The sequence below is a fragment of the Flavobacterium algoritolerans genome, from assembly GCF_030010385.1.
Lineage (GTDB): Bacteria > Bacteroidota > Bacteroidia > Flavobacteriales > Flavobacteriaceae > Flavobacterium > Flavobacterium algoritolerans.
In genome coordinates, this window is sequence record NZ_JASCRZ010000006.1 from 201,202 (window position 1) to 223,961 (window position 22,760).

Sequence of the window (22,760 nt, forward strand, 5' to 3'; positions counted from 1 at the left end):
ATAGAATCTGAACGGATTTGCTAATCTAAACTTGGCACAGAAAAAGTATCCAAAACACTTTTTTCATTCATAAGAGCTTCAATTTCATTTGATTTTCTTGGTGCTTCACCAGATAAATTAACCGGTCCATTTGTGGTAATCAAAATATCATCTTCAATTCGTACCGCAATTCCCCACCATTTTTTATCACAATCACTACCGTTAGGAATGTAAATTCCCGGTTCTACAGTAACGACCATATCAGCCTCAAAAGCATTGTACAAACCCGGATCATGAACATCTAACCCAATATGATGCGAAGTTCCGTGCGGAAAATATTTACGGGATTCTTGTTCCTTTTTAACAATTCCTAGTTTCACTAAACCGGCACTGATTATTTTGCGTGCCGCAACATCTGGTGCATTAAAATTATTTCCAATTTTAGCAGCAGCAATTCCCGCTTCTTGAGCATCATATACTAAATCATAAATCAGCTTTTGCTCAGTAGAAAATTTTCCGTTTGCAGGAATCGTTCGAGTTACATCGGCAGTATAGCCATGATATTCAGCACCTAAATCCATCAAAACCAAATCATTTTCGACTTTCATTTTGCTATTTTCAATATAATGCAACACACAACCATTATTTCCAGCGCCTACGATTGACGGATAACCTTCAAACTCGCTGCCGTACTTTTTATAAACAAATTCGTGAATTCCCTGTATTTCAGTTTCAGACATTCCTGGATGCATCGCTTTCATAATTTCGCGTTGTCCCATTGCCGAAATCCGAACGGCTTTTGTCAGCAAAACCAACTCTTCTTTGGATTTTTTCTCACGCAAACTCGCCATATACGTCAAAATCGATTTGGTATTTATAGTGGCTTTTTTTGAAGTGATGCTTTTTTTAGCATTAATTTCATTTTGCACATTCGAATCCATTTGAGATTTCACTTTTTCGTTGTAGCCTATTTGGGATTTAAACGCTCCAATTAACTTGTATAAATCCGCTTTTTCATTTTTCGAATTTCGAGTGTCTTCTTCAAATTCCTTAAAGAAAACAGTGTCAAAACTGACATAATCAATCCCCGAATTTAAAAACGCTGCTCCATTGAAAGCATTTTCAAAACCCAACTCTTTTTTGGCACCTTCCGTTCCTAAACGCACTCCTGTCCATTGCTCCGCTCTTGGATTTTTTTCCTGAACGTACAACAATTCATTGAATGACTTTCCATCTTTATTGGTTTGATTGTTCGAAAAAATTACCAGAACTGAATTCGGCTCTTTATATCCTGTTAAATAATAAAAATCAGGATCTTGATGGTAGATAAAATCCACATCATTGGCTCGGTTCCGAATGGGATTACCAAAAAATACCGCTACACTGTTCTGAGGCATTTTAGCACGCAAAGCTTCTCTACGCTCTTTATGGAATTGAGCCGATAAATAATCGGTTGGATTTCCGTTTTGTGCTAATGCTGCACAAACTAAAAGAACTGTAAAAACAAAAGAAAGTTTTAAATTCATAGCATTAAAATATTAGAGTTTTGCAAAATAAAGCGAGGTTTTGGATGAATGAATTAATAGGTAAATATAATTTTTTTGTGCGTACCAATTACTATTTTTATTGAAACTCCCTTTCTTTTATTCGTTTAAAAATAGAAAAAGAGCACCAAAAGTTTTTCAACTTCTGAGTACTCTTTAGCAAAAGTGCTTCATCATTCTAAAATTAACCAAAACTAAATTTTATGAAAAATGTTTTTTAATAAGCACTTATAATTTACTTTTTATACTTTAATCCGGGACCATCGCAATAACTCCAAGTGCTGGACAAGGAATTATTGTCCGTTAAATACAATCCTTCTTTTTGATTTCCGTAACAGCTTCCTATAATTTCGCTGTCATTGGGATATGTTAATTCAAAAAATATTCCGTCTGATTGATTGGTAGTCGTGTAGGTTCCGGAAAGTGTTGTTGTTACCCCATTTCTTTCTCTGGATTTTGTAAAAGTTCCGTTGGTGTTGAACAAATAATATTCTTGCCATTCCATTGCTGCACCTGTAGTTCCTGAATTTTGGAAAGAACCTGTCATCGCAACCAAAGTCCATTTTCCGTAAAAATTCGTAGTAACAATTGCTTCAGCTTCGTCCTTTGAACAGGAGCTAAAAATAGCAAGGAAAGCAACAAGAATGATTTGTTTTTTCATGTATCAGATTTTACAGATATTCTTTAGATGCTACTTCTAGTAAAAGGTTGCGTCAAATTATAATTATTTTTTTCTAAAGTAAAAAAATGCATAAAACGATACTATTTATAGGTTCTCTGTGGCCTATAAATAAATAACCACAGATTAACTGATTTAAAAAATCGGAGAATCTGTGGCTTATTTTTTTACTTGTGAAGTCCTTATTTATCTTTCCTCGTAGAGTTTCAGTAGCTGCGTCACCGTATTCCAATTGCGGATTGTTGCGCTAACATTCAGTTTTTTCTCGATGTATTTTTGGTCAAATCGAGTCTTTCCGGCACCAACAGCGTATTTAATAAAAATTCTGCTACCGTCAATACTGGCTTCATCAGGCTTGAATTGGCTAATTTTCAAATCATTGATACTGGTACTTTGCAAGGTGGTAGAAATAAAAGCCACGTATAACTTTTTGATGTCAATGTCTTTTTCCTTCAGGAAAGGATTATTATTGAAACACGCTTCCAAGTCTTCTTTGGCAATTACCACAATAGGCACTTCATGACCAAAAACCTTAAAAATTTCCTGCTTGATTAGAAAACCAACTTTCGCAGGACTTTCTTCCTCTGTATCCACAAAAATATTTCCCGATTGAATGTAGGTTAGCACATTTTGAAAACCAATGGCTTCCAAAGTTGTTTTTAGCGCCTCCATTTTTATCATGTTATGACCGGAAACATTAATGCCGCGAAGCAATGCGAGATGAGTTGTCATTTTTTAAGCTTTTTATTTTTGCGAAGATATTGTGTTTGGAGGAGATTTTAGGGTTTTAGTTTTGAAGAAAATACGTTACCTAATCTATAACTTGAAATAGTAAAACTAAAATCAATATAAATTTTAGTTCCAAATTTCTTTTGAAATACTAGATAATTCCTCATCAAATAAAGTATTTGATTCAATTTCAATTTTAGCATTGCTTTTTGTAAAATTCTGTATTAGTCCTTTAACACTTCTAAATACTTCTTTGCCGTGAAATAAATAATCTTCATTTTTTGAATAATAATCATCTAAATAAATACTTAAATGGCTATTTTTATCTTTGTCTTTATCACCATAATCTTTCCTCTTAAGAGCATTAATAGCTATACTTTTTTTTTCGTCCAATGCTTTTCTTAAAATCACATCAAAATGTTCAGTTGGGATTTCAGGATGACATTTAATTAAATGTTCTTTTTTAACAAAATATGACTCAATATCAGTCCCTTTTGTAATAAAAAGTTTTATCCCTTTCTGTTTAAATTTTTCTTTTTCAGATAAAACCTCACTTGGAGTTAAATAATCTTTATCTCTATGAACAACTACTTGAGGACAACTCTCTTTAAATTTATCTTTTAAATAACTGCTTAATACTTCTGCTGAACCGATATTTGTGCATCCTTTATATGAACGTAAATCAACTTCAGCAATATTAAATCCATTTGATTTTAAAAATTTTTCTACTAATCCTTGATTTTCATCTTCTGTAAGAAAAATACATTTATGTCTATTTGTAAATGAATTTAGCTCATTTTTAACAATTAAATTTTCTTCCTTTAAGTTATCTATTTTTTGATTAATATCTTTCCAATGCTTTGATAATTCAAATAAAGGTAAAAGCTTCATTTCATTTTCAATAACTATATTCTGTTCATTAGTAATTTGTCTAATGTGTGAAATTCCTTCTTCATTTTTTGATACATAAAATGAATTAATGTTTTGAGAGTTTTGATTCGACAAGGTATAGAAAATTGGAGAATGGGTCGTTATGAAAATTTGAATTCCCTCGTCATATTGAGAATTAATTCCGTCTTGAAAATGAATTTTTTTTGTGTATTCCATAAAAGATTCAGCAAGTTTTTTTGCAGAATCAAACTCTAAATTATTTTCTGGCTCTTCAAATCCCCATATAGTATTTGAAATTGGTTCTCTATTACGTATTTCTTTTAGTTCAGCTTCTGCAATACTTTGTAAAATAACTGGTATATGTCTAACTTTTACTCCATCTCCTCTATGCTTCAGCATCAATTTACCATCAATTGAACCAAATTGTAATGTATCAAATAAGTCTCGAAAACTACCTTTAAACTGCAATACACTTTCAATTCCTAACCTTCTGCCGATTTGTTCACTAATTAAAGCTGTTTTATCTTTTATTTGTTTATTAAACTCTTGTTCTAATTCATGTGTATCCTTTTGTAAAACATCATATAAATTATACATCAAATCACTAAAGTATTTTTCACTTTTAATAGCTGGGATGTATTTAAATTTTATCTTCTTTAACCATTTGTAATAAGCGCCTCTGTTGTTATTAGTGAAATGTCCCCCGTTTATATATTGAAATGTTTCAGTTGGCGTATTTGAATTTTCTTTCCAAATTTTAGTCCATTTTATTGAACCTTCATTTTTAAAATACTGTTTTTTAGGGGGATTTATTATTAGTTCAATTTCTATTCTGTTTTCTTCTTTCCTTATGCCATGCCTTTGAAATGAAAAATCATTCCAAAAATTAAAAATTTGATTTGTATCACTACAATTGTTGAAAAATAAATTTAGTGCTTTTAAATAATTTGATTTTCCAACATCATTACTCCCTACAATTATATTTAAATCAGTAGTGTTTAAATAAGTTTGATTTCCTCTAGTAGTATTAAGGATTGAACGATAATATTTAATCCTTATGCTTTCAATGATTTTCATTTATAATTGTTTAATTTGATAGTTCTCTCAAATATACATATTTTCCTACTCTATTTCCAAGTGTTCCCATTTCCAAATTTCCAAACAAAAAACTATCTTCGCTCCATCGAATTAAAAATCCGTTTTAATCTGCGTTTTTGCTTTTGCAAATCCGTTTCATCCGTGTCCAAGAAAATCTAAATGCAAAACCTCCTACTCACTCCTATCGAATACCTCAAAGGCGTTGGTCCCAATCGGGGCGAATTGCTGCGTAAGGAATTGGGAATTTATAAGTACGTTGATTTGGTTAATTTTTTTCCAAACAGATACATAGACAGAACGCGGTATTACAAGATTAACGAACTGCAATCCCGAAGTCTCGGGACTGTTGCCGAAGTTCAGATTATCGGTAAAATCATCAACATCAAAACCGTTGAATTTGGTAGAAACCAAAAACGATTGGTAGCGACTTTTGTGGATGATACGGGCCAAATGGAACTCGTTTGGTTTCAGGGTCACAAATGGATTCGGGAGAGTTTAAAGCTCAATGAAATCTGTGTGATTTTCGGAAAATGTACGTCTTTTGGGAATGCGTTCAATATGGCGCATCCGGAAATCGAACTGATGAGCGAACACGAACAAAGTCTGCGTTCGGCAATGCAACCCGTTTATCCTTCGACAGAAACCTTGGCGAATCGCGGGATTTCAAACCGAGTGATTAATAAACTGATGCAACAATTGTTTCTGGAAACGCAAGCATTGTTTACGGAAACCTTACCGGATTATTTAGTTAACGAACTGAAGCTGATTCCTAAAAAAGCGGCTTTATTCAACATTCATTTTCCAAAAAGCGCAGACGTTTTGGCGAAAGCCAAATTCCGATTAATATTCGAAGAATTGTTCTTTATTCAACTGCAACTAATCACTAAAAATCTGATTAGGAAACATAAAATAAAAGGGCATCCGTTTACAACCGTAGGCGAATATTTTAATGATTTTTATCAAAATCATTTGCCTTTTCAACTGACCAATGCCCAAAAAAGAGTTATCAAAGAAATACGAACCGACATGGGAAGCAATGCCCAAATGAACCGATTACTGCAAGGTGATGTAGGTTCCGGGAAAACCATTGTGGCTTTTATGAGCATGCTTTTAGCACTTGATAATGGTTTTCAAGCGTGCTTGATGGCGCCCACGGAAATTTTGGCGAATCAGCATTTTGTTGGTTTATCTGAATTGGCAGAAACTCTAAATATAAACATCAGAATCCTAACGGGTTCCACCAAAATAGCGCAACGCAGAATTATCCATGAAGAACTGGAAAACGGCACGTTACACATTCTCATCGGAACGCATGCTTTACTGGAAGACAAAGTAAAATTTAAGAATTTAGGACTGGCTGTGATTGATGAACAGCATCGTTTTGGCGTAGAACAACGCTCTAAATTGTGGAAGAAAAATGTGATTCCGCCACACGTTTTGGTGATGACTGCCACGCCTATTCCCCGAACTTTGGCGATGAGTTTGTATGGCGATTTAGACATTTCAGTAATTGATGAATTGCCTCCGGGACGTAAACCAATTCAGACCGTACACCGTTTTGACAGCAACAGATTGAAGGTTTGGAAATTCCTTCGGGACGAAATCGCTTTGGGACGCCAAATCTATATAGTTTATCCGTTGATTCAGGAATCAGAGAAAATGGATTTCAAGGATTTGATGGACGGTTACGAAAGTATTTCCAGAGATTTTCCGTTGCCGCAATATTCAATTTCCATACTTCACGGAAAGATGAAACCGGCGGATAAAGATGCCGAAATGAAACGCTTTTCAGAAGGAAAAACCAATATTATGGTCGCCACAACCGTAATTGAAGTTGGCGTGAATGTTCCCAACGCCAGTGTGATGATTATCGAAAGTGCGGAACGTTTTGGATTATCACAACTGCATCAGCTTCGCGGTCGCGTGGGTCGTGGCGCGGAACAAAGTTATTGCATCCTGATGACGAGCCATAAATTGAGTTCTGACAGTAAAACCCGAATGGAAACAATGGTGCAAACGAACGATGGTTTCGAAATTGCCGAAGTCGATCTTAAACTTCGTGGTCCGGGAGATTTAATGGGAACCCAACAAAGTGGCGTACTTAATCTTCAAATTGCCGATTTGGTTCGAGACAGAGACACTTTGGCATTAGCCAGAAATTATGCTTTGAAACTACTTAAGGAAGATGCGAGCATGCAAAAACCGGAACATGCTGCTTTGAGAGCTGTTTTTATCGAAATGACCAAAAAGAAAAATATCTGGAATTATATTAGTTAATTCAATACGTGATGTGCATTTTTTATCTGTTCAAAATTACACTACTAAATTTATTTTCTTAAAAAAGGTTTTTTTTTTCAATTCTTGATTAAACCATTTTCATTTTTAGCAGTCTCTACTAACTAGAGGTTGTTATTGCTTGCATTCATTTGTAAATCATGAACATTCTAAATGTTAATATTTGTATGTACAAACGTTAAATAAAAATTAACAAGATCATAATTGCCATTTCTAAAACCTAAATTTGTTTTTAACTAAAATTACTGAAACCTAATCCTACATTACTCTATACCTATGAAAATCAAATACCTAGTTTATGCCTTGTTGACCATTGGAATCATTGGATTTATTGGCTACCGAATCACAGAAAACAAAAATAAAAATGCCGATTCGAAAGATCAAAAAGGAAAAGGCAAATCCATGAGCGTTAACGGAATTGTGGCAATCCCACAAACTTTTGACAATAATTTATCCCTTTCGGGTTCAATTGAAGCCAATGAGCAAGTAGAAATTCGCAGTGAAGTTTCTGGAATTGTAGAGGCGATTTATTTTCAGGAAGGAAGCAATGTGAGCAAAGGACAGGTACTTTTTAAAGTAAATGATTTAGAATTAAGAGCACAATTGAGACAAACGTCTACCAGAGAAGGACTGGCTTCGGAAAACGAAAGAAGAGCTAAATTGTTATTACAAAAAGAAGCCATCAGTCAGGAAGAATATGATTTGGCCAGAGCCGATTTAAAATCTGCACAAGCGCAAAGTCAGTTGATAAAAGCACAAATTGCAAAAACATCGGTTAGAGCCCCATTCTCAGGAAGAATCGGATTGCGTTCTATTTCGCCAGGAACCTACATTACACCTACAATTTTGGTGGCGAAACTAGTAAATACAGGAAAACTAAAGATCACTTTTTCAATCCCTGAAAAATACGCCAGTCAAGTAAAAACGAATACCTATATCACTTTTACCGTTTCGGGTTCTACTGAAAAATATACCGCTAAAGTATATGCTATTGAACCAGAAGTTGCGGTTGCGACCAGAACATTACAAGTTCGTGCGATTGCCGAAAATAAAAACGGAAAATTATTACCGGGAACATTTGCTGATGTCGAATTGCCTTTGGACATCATAAAAGATGCCATCGTTGTACCTACAGAAGCTATTATTCCGGTACAAAACGGTAAAAAAGTTTTCATCTCCAGCAATGGTCAAGCCAAAGAAGTGATGATAGAAACTGCCACAAGAACGGATGCTTCTATTTTAGTACTTTCTGGTTTGAAAGCGGGTGATACCATTATTACCAGTGGTGTTATGTCTCTAAAAAATGAAACTCCGGTGACCGTTAAAATTAAATAGATTGAGATATTAGATTCCTTCAGAGCCATCTACAATCTAAAATCAGCAATCAAAAATCTAAAATCTAAATGAGTTTATCTACAACAAGTATTAGAAGACCCGTATTTACAATAGTAATCAATTTATCCATCGTATTGTTTGGAATAATTGGCTATACCTTCCTGGGCGTTCGAGAATTTCCATCGATTGATCCTGCACAAGTTTCCATCAGTACTCGATATGCCGGCGCAAATGCTGATATTATTGAGTCGCAAATTACAGAACCGTTAGAAAAAGCAATCAATTCCATTGATGGGATTAGAAACGTCACTTCTTCGAGTGCGCAAGGAAGCAGTAACATCACCATCGAGTTTAATCTGGACAAAGATCTGGAAGAAGCCGCAAATGATGTGCGAGATAAAGTTTCTCAGGCGGTTAGAAACCTTCCACAAGATATCGACTCTCCGCCTGTAGTTTCTAAGGCTGATGCCAATGGTGAGGCGATTATTTCAATGACGGTTCAAAGTGATACGAGAAACGCATTAGAATTAAGCGATTACGCCGAAAATGTAATTTCACAACGTCTAGAAACGATTCCCGGTGTGAGTGGTGTCCAAATTTGGGGACAAAAAAGATACGCAATGCGTTTGTGGATTGATCCCATAAAACTAGCTGCTTATGGTTGCACCGTTTCTGAAGTGAGAGATGCATTGAACAAACAAAATGTAGAATTACCTTCTGGAAAACTAACGGGAGACAATACCGAATTGACGGTAAAAACAGTGGGGAACCTTTCTACAGCTGAAGAATTTAACAATATTATTATTCGTACCGAAGGGGAAAAAGTAGTTCGTTTTAGCGATGTGGGATTAGCAAGTCTTGGACCAGAAAATACGGAAACCAAAATGACGCAATCAGGTACGCCCTTAGTTGGTGTTGCTATTGTACCACTTCCAGGAGCTAATTATTTGGATATTTCTACTGCTTTTTACAAAGAATTCGAACGTTTAAAAAAGGATTTACCAAAAGATATTAAACTTAATATTGCGATTGACAATACTATTTTTGTAAAAAAATCAGTTATCGAAGTTGCTGAAACATTGGGAATTTCAATAATTCTGGTGATTTTGATTATCTATTTATTCTTCAGGGATTGGGCGATTGCCTTTAGACCATTAATTGATATTCCTGTTTCATTAATTGCTACTTTCTTTATCATGTGGCTTTTCGGGTTTTCCATCAATGTATTGACTTTATTGGCTATCGTTTTGGCAACAGGATTGGTGGTCGATGATGGAATTGTAGTCACCGAGAATATTTTCAAAAAAGTAGAAGAAGGAATGACGCCTATCGAGGCTGCTATCAAAGGATCTAACGAAATATTCTTTGCGGTAATTTCGATTTCGATAACCTTAGCAGCGGTATTTCTTCCTGTGATTTTCCTCGAAGGATTTGTCGGGCGATTGTTTAGGGAATTTGGCGTCGTCATAGGTGCTGCGGTATTAATTTCGGCTTTTGTATCGTTGACATTAACACCAATGTTAAACGCCTATCTGATGAAAGGCGGTGAACAAAAGAAATCAAAATTCTACATTCGTACAGAACCTTATTTCCAAAAACTAAACAGTGGTTATGCCAGTGCATTAGACCGTTTTATGAAGAAAAAATGGTTGAGTTTCCCTATTTTGATTGCTTGTTTTGGATTAATTTACTTGTTTTTCAACCTTTTGCAAAAAGAAACCGCACCTTATGATGACCGTAGTGGTTTTGTATTGCGTATGTCTACACCAGAAGGTTCTTCTTATGAATATACAGATCGCTTTATGCAGGAAGTATCTCAATTAGTGGATGACTCGATTCCTGGTAAAAAAGTAGCCTTGGTTATCACGTCTCCTGGTTTTGGATCTTCATCCGTAAATAGTGGTTTTATTCGGGTATCATTGGTTCAACCAGATGAAAGAAAAGATTCTCAAAAAGAAATCGCAGAGAAATTAACCAAATGGACCAAACAATATCCAGATGCAAAAACGTCCGTAATTGAGCAACCAACAATTGCCGTAAACAGACGCGGTGGATTGCCGATTCAATACATCATACAAGCGCCAAACTTTAAAAAACTGGAAGAAAAAATTCCTGTTTTTATGGATGAAGTAGCTAAAAACCCAACTTTTGCGGTTAGTGATGTCAATTTAAAATTCAACAAACCAGAAGTTAATGTAACCATTGACCGAGAAAAAGCCGAAAGTTTAGGAATTTCAGTTATTGATATTGCGCAAACCTTACAGCTTTCCTTGAGCGGGCAACGTTTTGGTTATTTCATGAGAAATGGAAAACAGTATCAGGTTATTGGACAATTTGACCAAAAAGACCGTTCGAAACCATTGGATTTAACGTCAATGTATGTCAAAAATAATTTGGGACAATTAATCCAAATGGACAATGTGGTAACTATTGAAGAAAAAAGTAATCCGCCACAATTGTACCACAACAACCGATACATGGCAGCAACTGTTTCTGCAGGTCTCGCTCCAGGCAAAAGTATCAGCGATGGAATTGATGCGATGAACGAAATTAAAGCTAAAGTTCTTGACGATACCTTTACCACCGATTTAGGTGGAGAATCCAGAGATTTTGTTGAAAGTAGTTCGAATACTGCTTTTGCATTTGGATTGGCTTTAGTATTAATATTTTTGATTCTGGCAGCACAATTTGAAAGCTTTATTGATCCTTTTATTATTATTTTAACCGTTCCAATGGCCGTTGCAGGAGCACTATTCTCATTATGGTTGTTTGACCAGACTTGGAATATTTTCAGCCAAATTGGAACCGTAATGCTTATTGGTTTGGTAACCAAGAACGGAATCTTAATTGTCGAATTTGCAAACCAGCTTCGAGAACAAGGAAAACCGAAAATGGAAGCTATTTTAGAAGCTTCGGAAGCGAGATTGCGACCTATTTTAATGACAAGTTTGGCTATTTCATTAGGAGCATTACCAATTGCTATGTCACTTGGAGCAGCTTCAACCAGTAGAATTGGAATGGGAGTTGTAATTGTTGGAGGAACTATTTTCTCTTTGGTTTTAACGTTATTCGTTATTCCTGCAATGTATTTAATGTGGTCTAAAGCCAGAAAACATTATCCTGAGTTTGATCATATTGAAGAATATGAAAAAGAAGTTAAATAATTTGAATGGAACGCTGATGACGCGAATTAAATAGATTTACCGAATTTTTATATAAAATTCATTGATTCGTGGCTAAAAAATATAATTATGACACATACTAAAATACTATTTCAGAGCTTTATACTACTCTTATTTTGTGTAGCTAAAACCAATGCGCAAGAAGTTTTGACATTGGAAAGCGCAGTAAAAATTGCATTGGAAAACAATTACGAAATAAAAATTGCCACCAACAATTTAACGATTGAAAAAACAAATGTAGCCATTGGAAATGCGGGAATGTTGCCCACAGTTACTGCAACAGTTGTGGATAACAACAGCATTCAGAATAGTTCACAAACGCGTCAGGACGGAACAGAAACCGAATTAGACAATGCCAAAAACAATAGTTTAACGTATGGTGTCGGATTAGATTGGACTATTTTTGATGGAATGAGAATGTTTGCCAGACTGGATCAGTTGAAAGAATTGCAAAAATTAGGTGAAGCACAATTAAAACTGACAGTAATCACACGAATTAGCGACGTGAATGCTGCATATTACAATTTGGTTCAACAACAGCAGCAATTGTCCGCTTTGGATTCTACAATTGTTATTTCAAACCAGCGATTGACTTTGGCACAAAACAGATTTACCATTGGAAAAGCCTCTAAATTAGAAGTTTTGAATGCTCAAGTAGATTTGAATACCGATCAGGTTGCATTGTTAAGACAAAAAGAATTGTATGCTAATAGCAAGATTTTATTAAACCAACTATTGGCCAGAGATGTTGCCACTGATTTCAAAGTAATTGATCAACTTCAAGTAGATGGATTATTGTTACTGCCGGAACTTACTGCCTTAGCTGAAAAACAAAACCCACAATTAGAAGCCCAGATTATTAATAAAAGAGTAGCCGAATTAGAATTAAAACAAATTAAAGCGGCACGTTATCCTACTGTTCGAGTAAATACCGCCTACAATTTTTCAGAAAGTCAATCGAGTCTTGGGTTTGTGGCACAAGCACAATCCAGAGGTTTGAACTATGGTTTTAGTGCTTCCTTAAATATATTTGATGGTTTTGCACAGCACCGAAATGAGAAAATTGCCAAAATTCAAATTGAAAATTCTAAATTAAATATAGATCAGCAAAATTTAGCTTTAAACTCACAATTAGCTACTTCCTATCAAACGTATTTAACTAATTTAGAATTGATTGCTTTAGAAGAAAAAAATGAATCGATTGCGAAACAAAATCTAAATATTACTTTAGACAAATTCAGAATTGGGACGATAACTACTTTAGAATTCAGAACCGCTCAATTGAATTATGTGAATGCCAAAGTGCGTTACAGCAATGCTCAATTTCAAGGAAAATTATCTGAAATTGCGCTTCGAGAATTAGCAGGAAATCTTAATTTTTAATTTACTTTTGCTAAAAATAGTATCTTAAATGGTTTCATATAATACAAAAGACTGGTTTACTTTTATTTTTCGTTTCCACAAAGCGGACACTTTTAGAACATTAATGCCAATAATGCTCGCTATTGGAATTTATTCTGGAGTTATCGGTTATTTAGAGGTTGAATATTGGAAATTAGCTGACAACAGTTATGTAAAGAATATTACAATCATGCACGGAATGCTTGGATTCGTGATTTCATTATTGCTTGTTTTCAGAACCAATACTGCTTATGACCGTTGGTGGGAAGGACGCAAAATGTGGGGTGCTTTAGTAAACAACAGTCGTAATTTTGCCATTAAATTATCGGCAATATTGCATGATGAAAAAGATCGCAAATACTTCCGAAAAATGATTCCCGGTTATGCTTCCATTTTGCATAAACATTTGAATGATAATGATACCAGCAAACAATTGTTTGAAGATGTCGATTTAGAAATAGATCATCACAAGCACAAACCCAATCAAGTCGCTAAAATGTTATTTCAGAAGATTAATGATTTATACGATTCCAAAAAAATAACTGGTGATCAACTGATTATTTTAAACGAAGAAGTAAAATCATTTACTGATATTTGTGGTGCTTGCGAACGAATCAAAAACACGCCTATTCCCTACTCCTACAGTGCTTTCCTTAAAAAATTCATCTTCTTTTATGTTATGACACTGCCTTTTGGATATTCTTTTAGTTTGGGTTATTATGTTGTTCCTGTTGTCGTATTTATTTTTTATGTTTTGGCGAGTTTAGAGCTAATTGCTGAGGAAATTGAAGATCCTTTTGGAAGCGATGAGAATGATTTACCAACTCATAAAATTGCGGAGAACATCAAAAAACATGTGGAAGAATTAATTTAAATTTTGTTAAACAGTGTTCCGGTTCTAATTATTTTCATTAAATTTAAGCTTTGCCTTTTTAAAGTTTAAAACTATGAATAGTAACCGCGCTTTTATAAATCCACCGCATTTATCAAACGAGAAATCGTTAAAAACATTAGTTGAAAACAGAACCGTTTACTCTTTAAACCATTGTGAACTGAACCTTTTTGAAACGTATGAATCTTCGGCATTAGTTCCTTTGAAATTCAATGATTTGGTCGTTACAAGCATGTTGCGAGGCAAAAAAATAATGCATCTTTTTGACGATCCAAGTTTTGTCTATTTACCGGGCGAAACCGTTGTGATTCCTTCTAATGTGGAAATGAAAATCGATTTTCCGGAAGCTTCAAAAAACAATCCGACACAGTGTTTGGCCTTGGCGATAGACCAAACTAAAATTACCGATACTTTACAGTTTTTAAACGAACGCTACCCAAAAGAAGGAAAAGACCAATTCTGGCAATTGAATTACCAAAATTATTTCTTTTACAACAATGTGGAATTGGCAACGACGATTAATAAATTGATCAAAGAATGCATGAGCACTTCAATTACTAAAGATGCTTTGGCCGATTTGACTTTGCAGGAATTATTAATTCGAATTATTCAGACACAAACTGCAAAAGCAATAGACGACGGTTTATTTGCCAATCCAAAAAATCCTATTACACAAGTCGTAGAATTCATCCGATTGAATTTGAAGGAAAATATAAGCATGAAACATTTGAGCGAGAAAGCCTGCATGAGTACAACTTCTTTCTATCGTTTTTTCAAAAGAGAATTAGGTATGAGCCCTATAGAATTTGTGATTAGCGAAAAAATGAAATGCGCCAAACAGTTGCTAAAAAACCCTTCGATACAAATCAATGAGGTTTGTTACTTATCAGGATTTGAAGATTGTAATTACTTCATTCGTTTGTTTAAAAAACATGAAGGAATTACCCCAAAACAATATCAATTACTGTACGTAAACTAGATTATTCAATAAATGTCACTGGCTCAAGCGATAATTCTTCTTCCGGAGTAAAAATTCTATATTCAATTCGGAATGTTTTTTTCAATGGCGTTTCTAAGGAAAATCCTCCCACTCCAAACGCATCAATTACATCCAAAGTAAAATGAGCATGTTTCCAATATTCGAATAAATCTTTATCAACCCAAAATTCAGTTTCTTCAATTGTACCAATACATACATCACCCATTCGCTGATAAAATCCGCCTTTTTCAAAACATTGTGGCTGCGTTCCCTCGCAACATCCTCCCGCTTGATAGAACATTAAATCACCGTGTTTTTCCTTTAGGATCTTGATTAATTCTATTGCTTTTTCTGTGGCATCAATTCTTTTTATCATTTTTTTTAATTTAAAATAAAACCTGACAAATTATACAATCTGCCAGGTTTATGATTAACCAATAATCAGTAATTAACTAAAAGAAACCTAATTTCTTTTTGTCATAAGAAATCAGCATGTTTTTTGTCTGACGATAGTGTCCAAGCATCATTTTATGGTTTTCACGACCAATACCTGATTGTTTATAACCTCCAAAAGGGGCTCCCGCAGGATAAGAATGGTACTGATTAATCCAAACACGACCTGCTTGAATCGCTCTTGGAACCTGATAAATTTCGTGTGCATCACGTGTCCAAAGTCCAGCTCCCAAACCATACATCGTATCATTTGCAATAGCGATAGCTTCTTCAGTAGTTTTGAAAGTGGTAACTGCTAAAACCGGTCCAAAAATCTCTTCTTGAAAAATACGCATTTTATTGTGTCCTTTGAAAAGCGTTGGTTTGATATAATAACCTCCGGCTAAATTTCCTTCCAAATGATTTTCTTCGCCTCCAATTAAAACTTCCGCACCTTCTTCTTTTCCTAATTTTATGTAAGTCAGGATTTTTTCTTTTTGAACCAAAGAAGCCTGTGCTCCCATCATAGTGGTTCTGTCTAAAGGATTTCCTAATTTGATTGCAGCTGTTCTTTCAATTACTCGCGCGATGAATTTATCATAAATATCTTCGTGAACTAATAATCTGGATGGACAAGTACAAATTTCTCCTTGATTCAAAGCAAACATTACCGCACCTTCAATTGCTTTGTCAAAGAAATCATCATCAGCATCACCAACGGACTTCATGAAAATATTTGGAGATTTTCCTCCAAGTTCTAAAGTTACCGGAATAATATTTTCAGTAGCATATTGCATCACTAAACGACCGGTTGTTGTAGAACCTGTAAAAGCAGCTTTTGACACTTTTTTATTGGTTACCAAAGCTCTTCCTAGTTCAGCACCAAAACCATTAACAATATTTATAACACCTGGAGGCAAAATATCACCAATCAATTCCATCAAAACCATAATAGAGATCGGCGTACTTTCTGCTGGTTTTAAAACCACGGTATTTCCTGCCGCTAATGCTGGCGCTAGTTTCCAAACAGCCATTAAAATAGGGAAATTCCAAGGAATAATTTGAGCAATTACTCCCAAAGGCTCGCTTAAAGCTATAGAAACAGTTTGGGAATCTAATTCGGCGATGGAACTTTCCTCAGCACGAATTACACCTGCAAAATATCTGAAGTGATCAATTGCCAAAGGCATATCGGCTGCTAAAGTTTCACGAATGGCTTTTCCGTTGTCAATAGTTTCCACAGTTGCAAGATATTCGAGGTTATCTTCCATAACCTGAGCAATTTTATTCAATAAATTACTGCGTTCTGTAACAGATGTTTTTCCCCATGTCTGGAAAGCTTCATACGCAGTATCAACAGCTAAATCTAAATCTACTTTAGTGGAATGCGCAGCTCTTGTAAATACTTTCCCGTCAACCGGAGAAACTACGTCAAAATACTGCCCACCTATTGGAGCAACAAATTTGCCACCTATATAATTATCATATGTTGCCTTAAAATCAGGTCTTTTTACCACGTTATCCATGTCGTTATCTTTTTATGTTTTATCAAATATACCTTCATCCTTATTCTTAGAATAGCACAATTCATTCAACTAATAGCATTAAATTTTCATATTTGTTTTTTTAACCTAAATTTACTATTTAATTCATATTTATTTATAACTAATACTATTGAATTCTTATTTTAAATTCTTACTTAATACACCAAATCAGTTATAAAAAACCAAAAAAATTGTTTCTTTCTCCAAACTGCAATCCTTATATTTGCATTCTCATTAAAATTGACAGATGAAAATATCTTACAACTGGTTAAAACAATTCATTAAAATAGACTGGAAATCCGAAGAAACTGCAGCACTACTAACCGATTTAGGTCTGGAAGTAGAGATTGTTGACAAATACCAATCGGTAAAAGGCGGATTAGAAGGCATTGTTGTGGGACATGTTCTTACTTGTATCCAACATCCGGATGCCGACAGATTAAAAATAACTACCGTAGATTTAGGAAATGGCGTTCCTGTACAGATTGTTTGCGGTGCCAGTAATGTTGCTGCGGGACAAAAAGTACCAGTCGCTACAATTGGAACTACATTATACGATAAGGAAGGGGTTGCTTTCTCAATCAAAAAAGGAAAAATTCGCGGACAGGAAAGTCACGGAATGATTTGTGCCGAAGATGAATTAGGTCTTGGTGAAAGCCATGATGGAATTATGATATTGGACGATGCATTAATGCCTGGAACTCCTGCTGCAACGGTTTTCAAAATTGAAAATGACGAAGTTTTCGAAATTGGTTTAACACCCAATCGTGCCGATGCAATGAGTCATTTAGGGACTGCACGTGATTTGAGAGCAGGAATGTTGCAAAGCGGTGTAAACGTAGAATTGATTACACCATCAGTGAGCAATTTCAGAGTGGATAAAAGAACTTTGAAAATTGATATTGACGTAAAAGAACCTAAACTAGCTCCAAGATATTGCGGAGTGACAATTTCTGGCATTGAAGTAAAACCTTCACCAGCTTGGTTGCAAAACAGATTGAAAGCTATTGGATTGAATCCAAAAAACAATATTGTCGATGTCACTAATTACGTTTTGCACGAATTAGGTCAGCCGCTTCACGCCTTTGACGCTTCAAAAGTTAACGGTAAAATAGTAGTTCAAACACTTCCTGCTGGAACAAAATTCACTACTCTTGACGATATTGAAAGAACCTTACACGAAGAGGATTTAATGATTTGCGACGAGAAAGGACCTTTGTGTATTGCAGGGGTTTTTGGCGGAAAAAAATCTGGAGTCTCAGAAAGTACCAATTCTATATTTTTAGAAAGTGCTTATTTCAATCCCGTAAGCATTCGTAAAACTGCCAAAAGACATCAATTAAACACTGATGCTTCTTTCCGTTTTGAAAGAGGAATTGACCCAACCATCACTGAATATGCATTGAAACGTGCTGCTTTATTGATTCAAGAGGTTGCCGGCGGAGAAATAACATCAGATGTTGTTAATGTCTACCCAAAGAAAATTGAGGACTTTTCTGTGTTTTTAAACTTCAGTAAAGTAGCTAAAATTATTGGACAGGAATTACCAAAAGATACTATTAAGAAAATATTAGTTTCATTAGACATTAAAGTAAACAGCGTTTCAGATGCAGGATTAGGATTAACTATTCCTTCTTACCGCGTTGACGTACAAAGAGAAATAGATGTTATTGAAGAAATATTGAGAGTATACGGATACAACAACATTAATTTTTCTAAAAAACTAAATGCTACGGTTTCTAATTCTCCAAGAAACGAAGACTACAAAATACAAAATGTGATTGCTACGCAGTTAAATTCTCAAGGATTTAATGAAATGATGGCAAACTCATTGACTACTGCATCTTATGTTGAGCTTTCTGAAGTATTGAATCCTGCAAACAACGTGACAATGTTAAATCCGTTAAGTGCTGATTTAGCTACTATGCGTCAATCATTGTTGTTTTCCGGACTAGAAGCAATCTCATATAATATCAATCGCAAAAATACTGATTTGAAATTATTTGAATTTGGAAAAACGTATCATAACTATCTTGCCGGTTACGAAGAGAAAAAGCATTTAACTTTATTCCTTTCCGGAAATAGAAATCAAGAAAATTGGACTAGCGCTCAAAAACCATCTGATTTCTTTTTATTCAAAGGATATGTAAATGGAATTCTTTCCAGATTAGGGATTCAAAAAACACAAAATGTACCTGTAACTTCGGATGTGTTTTCTGAGGGGATTGCTATTAGCGTTGGAACCGAAATACTGGTAGAGTTAGGAGTAGTTAAAAAATCAATATTAAAACATTTCGGAATCAAACAAGAAGTATTTTTTGCAGATTTTAACTGGGCTTTGATTTTGAAATTGATTTCAACCAAGATAAAATATACTGAAATTCCTAAATACCCTGAAGTTCGTAGAGATTTAGCGTTGCTAATTGATCAAAACGTGACCTATGACAGTATTTACAATATTGCACGCCAAACAGAGAAAGCACTCTTAAAAGACATTAATTTATTTGATGTGTATGAAGGGAAAAATCTTCCTAAAGGGAAAAAATCATACGCGCTAAGTTTTACTATTCAAGACAGTTCTAAAACTCTGACCGATACGCAAATTGATAAAATTATGAGCAAACTGCAAAATAATTTTGAAACTGAACTTGGAGCCAGCTTACGATAATAGCTCTTTTTACATACTATAAAATCCCAATTCTAAAATTTAGAATTGGGATTTTTTTATACAAAAAAGCCCTGCAAGTTGCAGGGCTCTTAAGACTAACAAAATATCAACCTCTAATCCAAAAATTATTGTTTAGGCAATACTACAGCGTCAATCACGTGAATCACACCATTTGATTGATTAACATCTGCAATTGTCACTTTAGCTTTATTCATATTCTCATCTGTAATGTATAAATCTTTTCCTTGCATCCAAGCTGTCAAAGTTCCACCACTTACTGTTTTCATTGTAGCTTTTCCATTACCCATTTTAATAGCTTTTGCTATATCAGATGCGTTCATTTTTCCTGCTACAACATGATACGTAAGGATTGTTTGTAATGTTTTTAAGTTTTCTGGTTTTAATAATGTCGTTACAGTTCCAGCAGGCAATTTGTCAAACGCGGCATTTGTTGGGGCAAAAACGGTGAATGGTCCTTTACTTTGTAATGTTTCAACTAATCCTGCTGCAGTTACTGCCGCAACTAAAGTTGTGTGATCTTTTGAATTAACAGCATTCTCAACAATATTTTTAGATGGATACATGGCAGCACCACCAACCATAACTGTTTTTTGAGCGAATGAAGTTGCTCCTAATACTACTGTAAATAATGCAATGGATAAAAATTTTCTAGTTTTCATAAAATCTATTTTTTAAGTTATATAATTTCATTTACGGTGTTTAATTACGTTTGGTTTTAAAAAATGAAATTATTTTTAAAATTTAATTTTTTAAAATGTGATCAAATAGATATTAGTTCTAATTAGCCCCGATGGCAGCAAGTATCCTTTTTATTGTGTTATACAAAAGTTGATTTTTAAAATAAGTTTTCTGCACAATAAAAAGATACTGCGTACAGCGGGAGGATTGCGGATAATAAATTAAAATGTTCTGCTCCTAAAAAATAAAGCACAAAAAAAAAGCCCCGCAAATTGCGGGGCTTTCTATATTCAAAAAATTTCAAGAAATTATTTTTTCTCTGATTTTTCCATTTTAGCTTTCAATGCAGCTAACATATCATTGTTATCACCTAAAGTTGCAGCTGGTGCATTTGTAGATGAATTAGATGAAGTGTTTTCAGAAGCTGATTTCACATTTTTCTCTTCTTCTTCACGGAAGATAGCAGTGTGAGATGCAACTACTCTTTTGAATTCTTTGTTGAATTCGATTACTTTGAAATCAGCTGAATCACCTTTTTTCAATTTCTTTCCGTCTTCTTTTTCAAGGTGACGAGTAGGAATGAAAGCAACGATATCATCTCCGAATTCTACAGTAGCTCCTTTGTCAACGATTTCAGAAATTTCACCTGTGTGGATAGTTCCAACTGCGAAAGAATCTTCATATTGATCCCAAGGATTAGCAGTAGTTTGTTTGTGACCTAAAGATAATTTACGTCCATCAACATCTAATTCTAATACTACTACGTCAAGTTTTTCACCAACGTTTACAAATTCAGATGGGTGTTTGATTTTCTTAGTCCAAGATAAGTCAGAAATGTAAATTAATCCATCAATTCCTTCTTCTAATTCTACGAAAATTCCAAAGTTTGTAAAGTTTCTAACGATACCTGTATGTTTAGAACCTACTGGGTATTTAGCAGTGATATCAGTCCAAGGATCTTGAGACAATTGTTTGATACCTAATGACATTTTACGGTCATCTCTATCTAAAGTTAAGATAACAGCTTCAACAACATCACCTACTTTTACGAAATCTTGAGCAGAACGTAAATGAGTAGACCAAGACATTTCAGAAACGTGGATTAAACCTTCAACACCTTCAGCAACTTCGATGAAAGCACCGTAATCAGCGATTACAACTACTTTACCTTTTACTTTATCACCAATTTTTAAGTTAGCATCTAAAGCGTCCCATGGGTGAGCGTTTAATTGTTTCAATCCTAATTGTATTCTTGTTTTTTCGTCATCGAAATCAAGGATTACAACGTTTAATTTTTGATCTAATTCAAGAACTTCAGATGGGTGGTTGATTCTAGACCAAGAAAGGTCAGTAATGTGAATCAATCCATCAACACCACCTAAGTCAATAAAGACACCATAAGAAGTAATGTTTTTAACAACACCTTCTAATACTTGTCCTTTTTGCAATTGACCGATGATTTCTTTTTTCTGGATTTCGATATCCGCTTCAATAAGCGCTTTATGAGAAACAACAACATTTTTGAATTCGTGGTTGATTTTTACCACTTTGAATTCCATCATTTTGTTTACATATACATCGTAGTCTCTAATTGGTTTAACATCAATTTGAGATCCTGGTAAGAAAGCTTCAATTCCGAAAACGTCAACGATCATACCACCTTTAGTTCTGCATTTTACAAAACCATTAACGATTTCTCCTGTTTCGTTAGCCGAAATAACTCTATCCCATGATTTGATAGTACGTGCTTTTCTGTGAGATAATACTAATTGACCAGTTTTGTCCTCACGGATGTCAATTAATACTTCAACAGTATCACCTACTTTTAATGCTGGGTTGTAACGGAATTCGTTTAATGAAATAACACCTTCCGATTTTGCGTTGATATCAACGATAACGTCTCTATCTGTAATTCTAACAACTACACCATCTACAACTTCTTCTTGATCAGTAGCGATAAATGTTTTTGAAACTAGTTCTTCGAATTCTAATAAGTTTTTCTCATCAACTGCATCAATACCTTCTTCGAAATTGTGCCAGTTAAAATTTGCTAAAAACTCTTCTTGTGATTTTAATTGTTCAGACATGCTGATTAAAAATTTGTATTCTGTATTTTCTCGAGTTTCTTAATGTGCTAGAAAACAACAGAAGTTGTTTGTATAATTAGTTGAACCCTAAAGGAAACTCTTATTCACCAAAAGGACTGCAAAAGTAACACATTTATCTTAAATAGCAAAATTTTACAGACAAGATAATCGATTGATAATCAGGAGCGAATTAATTGGCTTTTTTGCAGGCAAAGTTCCCGCTATCGCCTTTATCTCTCCTCTCGTCCCAAAAGACGAGATGCGAGGATATCAGCTCCATCGGGGCTAGATAGGTTTTACCTTGATTTTTCAGCATAAAAAAACCC

General features: G+C 34.6%; 15 protein-coding genes. 7 read left to right on the top strand and 8 right to left on the bottom strand.

Annotated features, from left to right (window positions below):
* Positions 1–20: 20 nt before the first annotated feature.
* The 4 genes from QLS65_RS13655 to QLS65_RS13670 form a co-directional block, all read right to left on the bottom strand.
* Positions 21–1,505 carry an aminopeptidase P N-terminal domain-containing protein gene (locus QLS65_RS13655; RefSeq protein ID WP_282718385.1) on the bottom strand — a complete coding sequence of 495 codons (1,485 nt, stop codon included), beginning with the start codon at positions 1,503–1,505 and terminating at the stop codon, positions 21–23.
* Between the two features lie 253 nt (positions 1,506–1,758).
* Complete coding sequence (locus QLS65_RS13660; RefSeq protein WP_282718386.1) at positions 1,759–2,184, bottom strand: hypothetical protein; 426 nt, start codon at positions 2,182–2,184, stop codon at positions 1,759–1,761.
* Positions 2,185–2,388: 204 nt separating this feature from the next.
* Positions 2,389–2,934, bottom strand: a complete 546-nt coding sequence (locus QLS65_RS13665) for a DUF1697 domain-containing protein (protein WP_282718387.1) — start codon at positions 2,932–2,934, stop codon at positions 2,389–2,391.
* A gap of 123 nt (positions 2,935–3,057) precedes the next feature.
* On the bottom strand, positions 3,058–4,899 hold the full coding sequence (locus QLS65_RS13670; protein ID WP_282718388.1) for an OLD family protein: 1,842 nt from the start codon (positions 4,897–4,899) through the stop codon (positions 3,058–3,060).
* A 180-nt stretch (positions 4,900–5,079) separates the two neighbouring features.
* On the opposite strand from QLS65_RS13670, the gene recG reads away from it, so the two are divergent.
* The 6 genes from recG (at position 5,080) to QLS65_RS13700 (ending at position 15,004) form a co-directional block, all read left to right on the top strand.
* On the top strand, positions 5,080–7,197 hold the full coding sequence (gene recG, locus QLS65_RS13675; RefSeq protein ID WP_282718389.1) for an ATP-dependent DNA helicase RecG: 2,118 nt from the start codon (positions 5,080–5,082) through the stop codon (positions 7,195–7,197).
* Between the two features lie 294 nt (positions 7,198–7,491).
* The gene (locus tag QLS65_RS13680) at positions 7,492–8,550 is read left to right on the top strand and encodes an efflux RND transporter periplasmic adaptor subunit (RefSeq protein ID WP_282718390.1); all 1,059 of its coding nucleotides are present in this window, start codon (positions 7,492–7,494) and stop codon (positions 8,548–8,550) included.
* Positions 8,551–8,618: 68 nt separating this feature from the next.
* Complete coding sequence (locus QLS65_RS13685) at positions 8,619–11,714, top strand: efflux RND transporter permease subunit (protein ID WP_099715445.1); 3,096 nt, start codon at positions 8,619–8,621, stop codon at positions 11,712–11,714.
* Between the two features lie 87 nt (positions 11,715–11,801).
* Positions 11,802–13,115, top strand: a complete 1,314-nt coding sequence (locus tag QLS65_RS13690) for a TolC family protein (protein WP_282718391.1) — start codon at positions 11,802–11,804, stop codon at positions 13,113–13,115.
* Positions 13,116–13,143: 28 nt separating this feature from the next.
* Positions 13,144–14,007, top strand: coding sequence for a bestrophin family protein (locus QLS65_RS13695; protein ID WP_282712904.1), 864 nt, complete (start codon positions 13,144–13,146; stop codon positions 14,005–14,007).
* Positions 14,008–14,080: 73 nt separating this feature from the next.
* Complete coding sequence (locus QLS65_RS13700; protein WP_282718392.1) at positions 14,081–15,004, top strand: AraC family transcriptional regulator; 924 nt, start codon at positions 14,081–14,083, stop codon at positions 15,002–15,004.
* Position 15,005: 1 nt separating this feature from the next.
* Here QLS65_RS13700 and QLS65_RS13705 read toward each other — a convergent pair whose 3' ends face one another.
* Together QLS65_RS13705 and QLS65_RS13710 are read right to left on the bottom strand one after the other, a co-directional pair.
* Positions 15,006–15,380 (bottom strand): DUF779 domain-containing protein, encoded by a 375-nt coding sequence (locus QLS65_RS13705; protein WP_282712902.1) that lies wholly within the window; start codon positions 15,378–15,380, stop codon positions 15,006–15,008.
* 76 nt (positions 15,381–15,456) lie between these two features.
* Positions 15,457–16,962 carry an aldehyde dehydrogenase family protein gene (locus tag QLS65_RS13710; protein ID WP_099715441.1) on the bottom strand — a complete coding sequence of 502 codons (1,506 nt, stop codon included), beginning with the start codon at positions 16,960–16,962 and terminating at the stop codon, positions 15,457–15,459.
* Positions 16,963–17,227: 265 nt separating this feature from the next.
* On the opposite strand from QLS65_RS13710, the gene pheT reads away from it, so the two are divergent.
* Positions 17,228–19,648 (top strand): phenylalanine--tRNA ligase subunit beta, encoded by a 2,421-nt coding sequence (gene pheT, locus QLS65_RS13715; protein WP_282718393.1) that lies wholly within the window; start codon positions 17,228–17,230, stop codon positions 19,646–19,648.
* Between the two features lie 125 nt (positions 19,649–19,773).
* Here the strand turns inward: pheT and QLS65_RS13720 are convergent, their stop codons facing one another.
* The gene (locus QLS65_RS13720; RefSeq protein ID WP_099715439.1) at positions 19,774–20,328 is read right to left on the bottom strand and encodes a fasciclin domain-containing protein; all 555 of its coding nucleotides are present in this window, start codon (positions 20,326–20,328) and stop codon (positions 19,774–19,776) included.
* A gap of 327 nt (positions 20,329–20,655) precedes the next feature.
* Complete coding sequence (gene rpsA / locus QLS65_RS13725) at positions 20,656–22,434, bottom strand: 30S ribosomal protein S1 (protein ID WP_282718394.1); 1,779 nt, start codon at positions 22,432–22,434, stop codon at positions 20,656–20,658.
* Between the last annotated feature and the right edge of the window lie 326 nt (positions 22,435–22,760).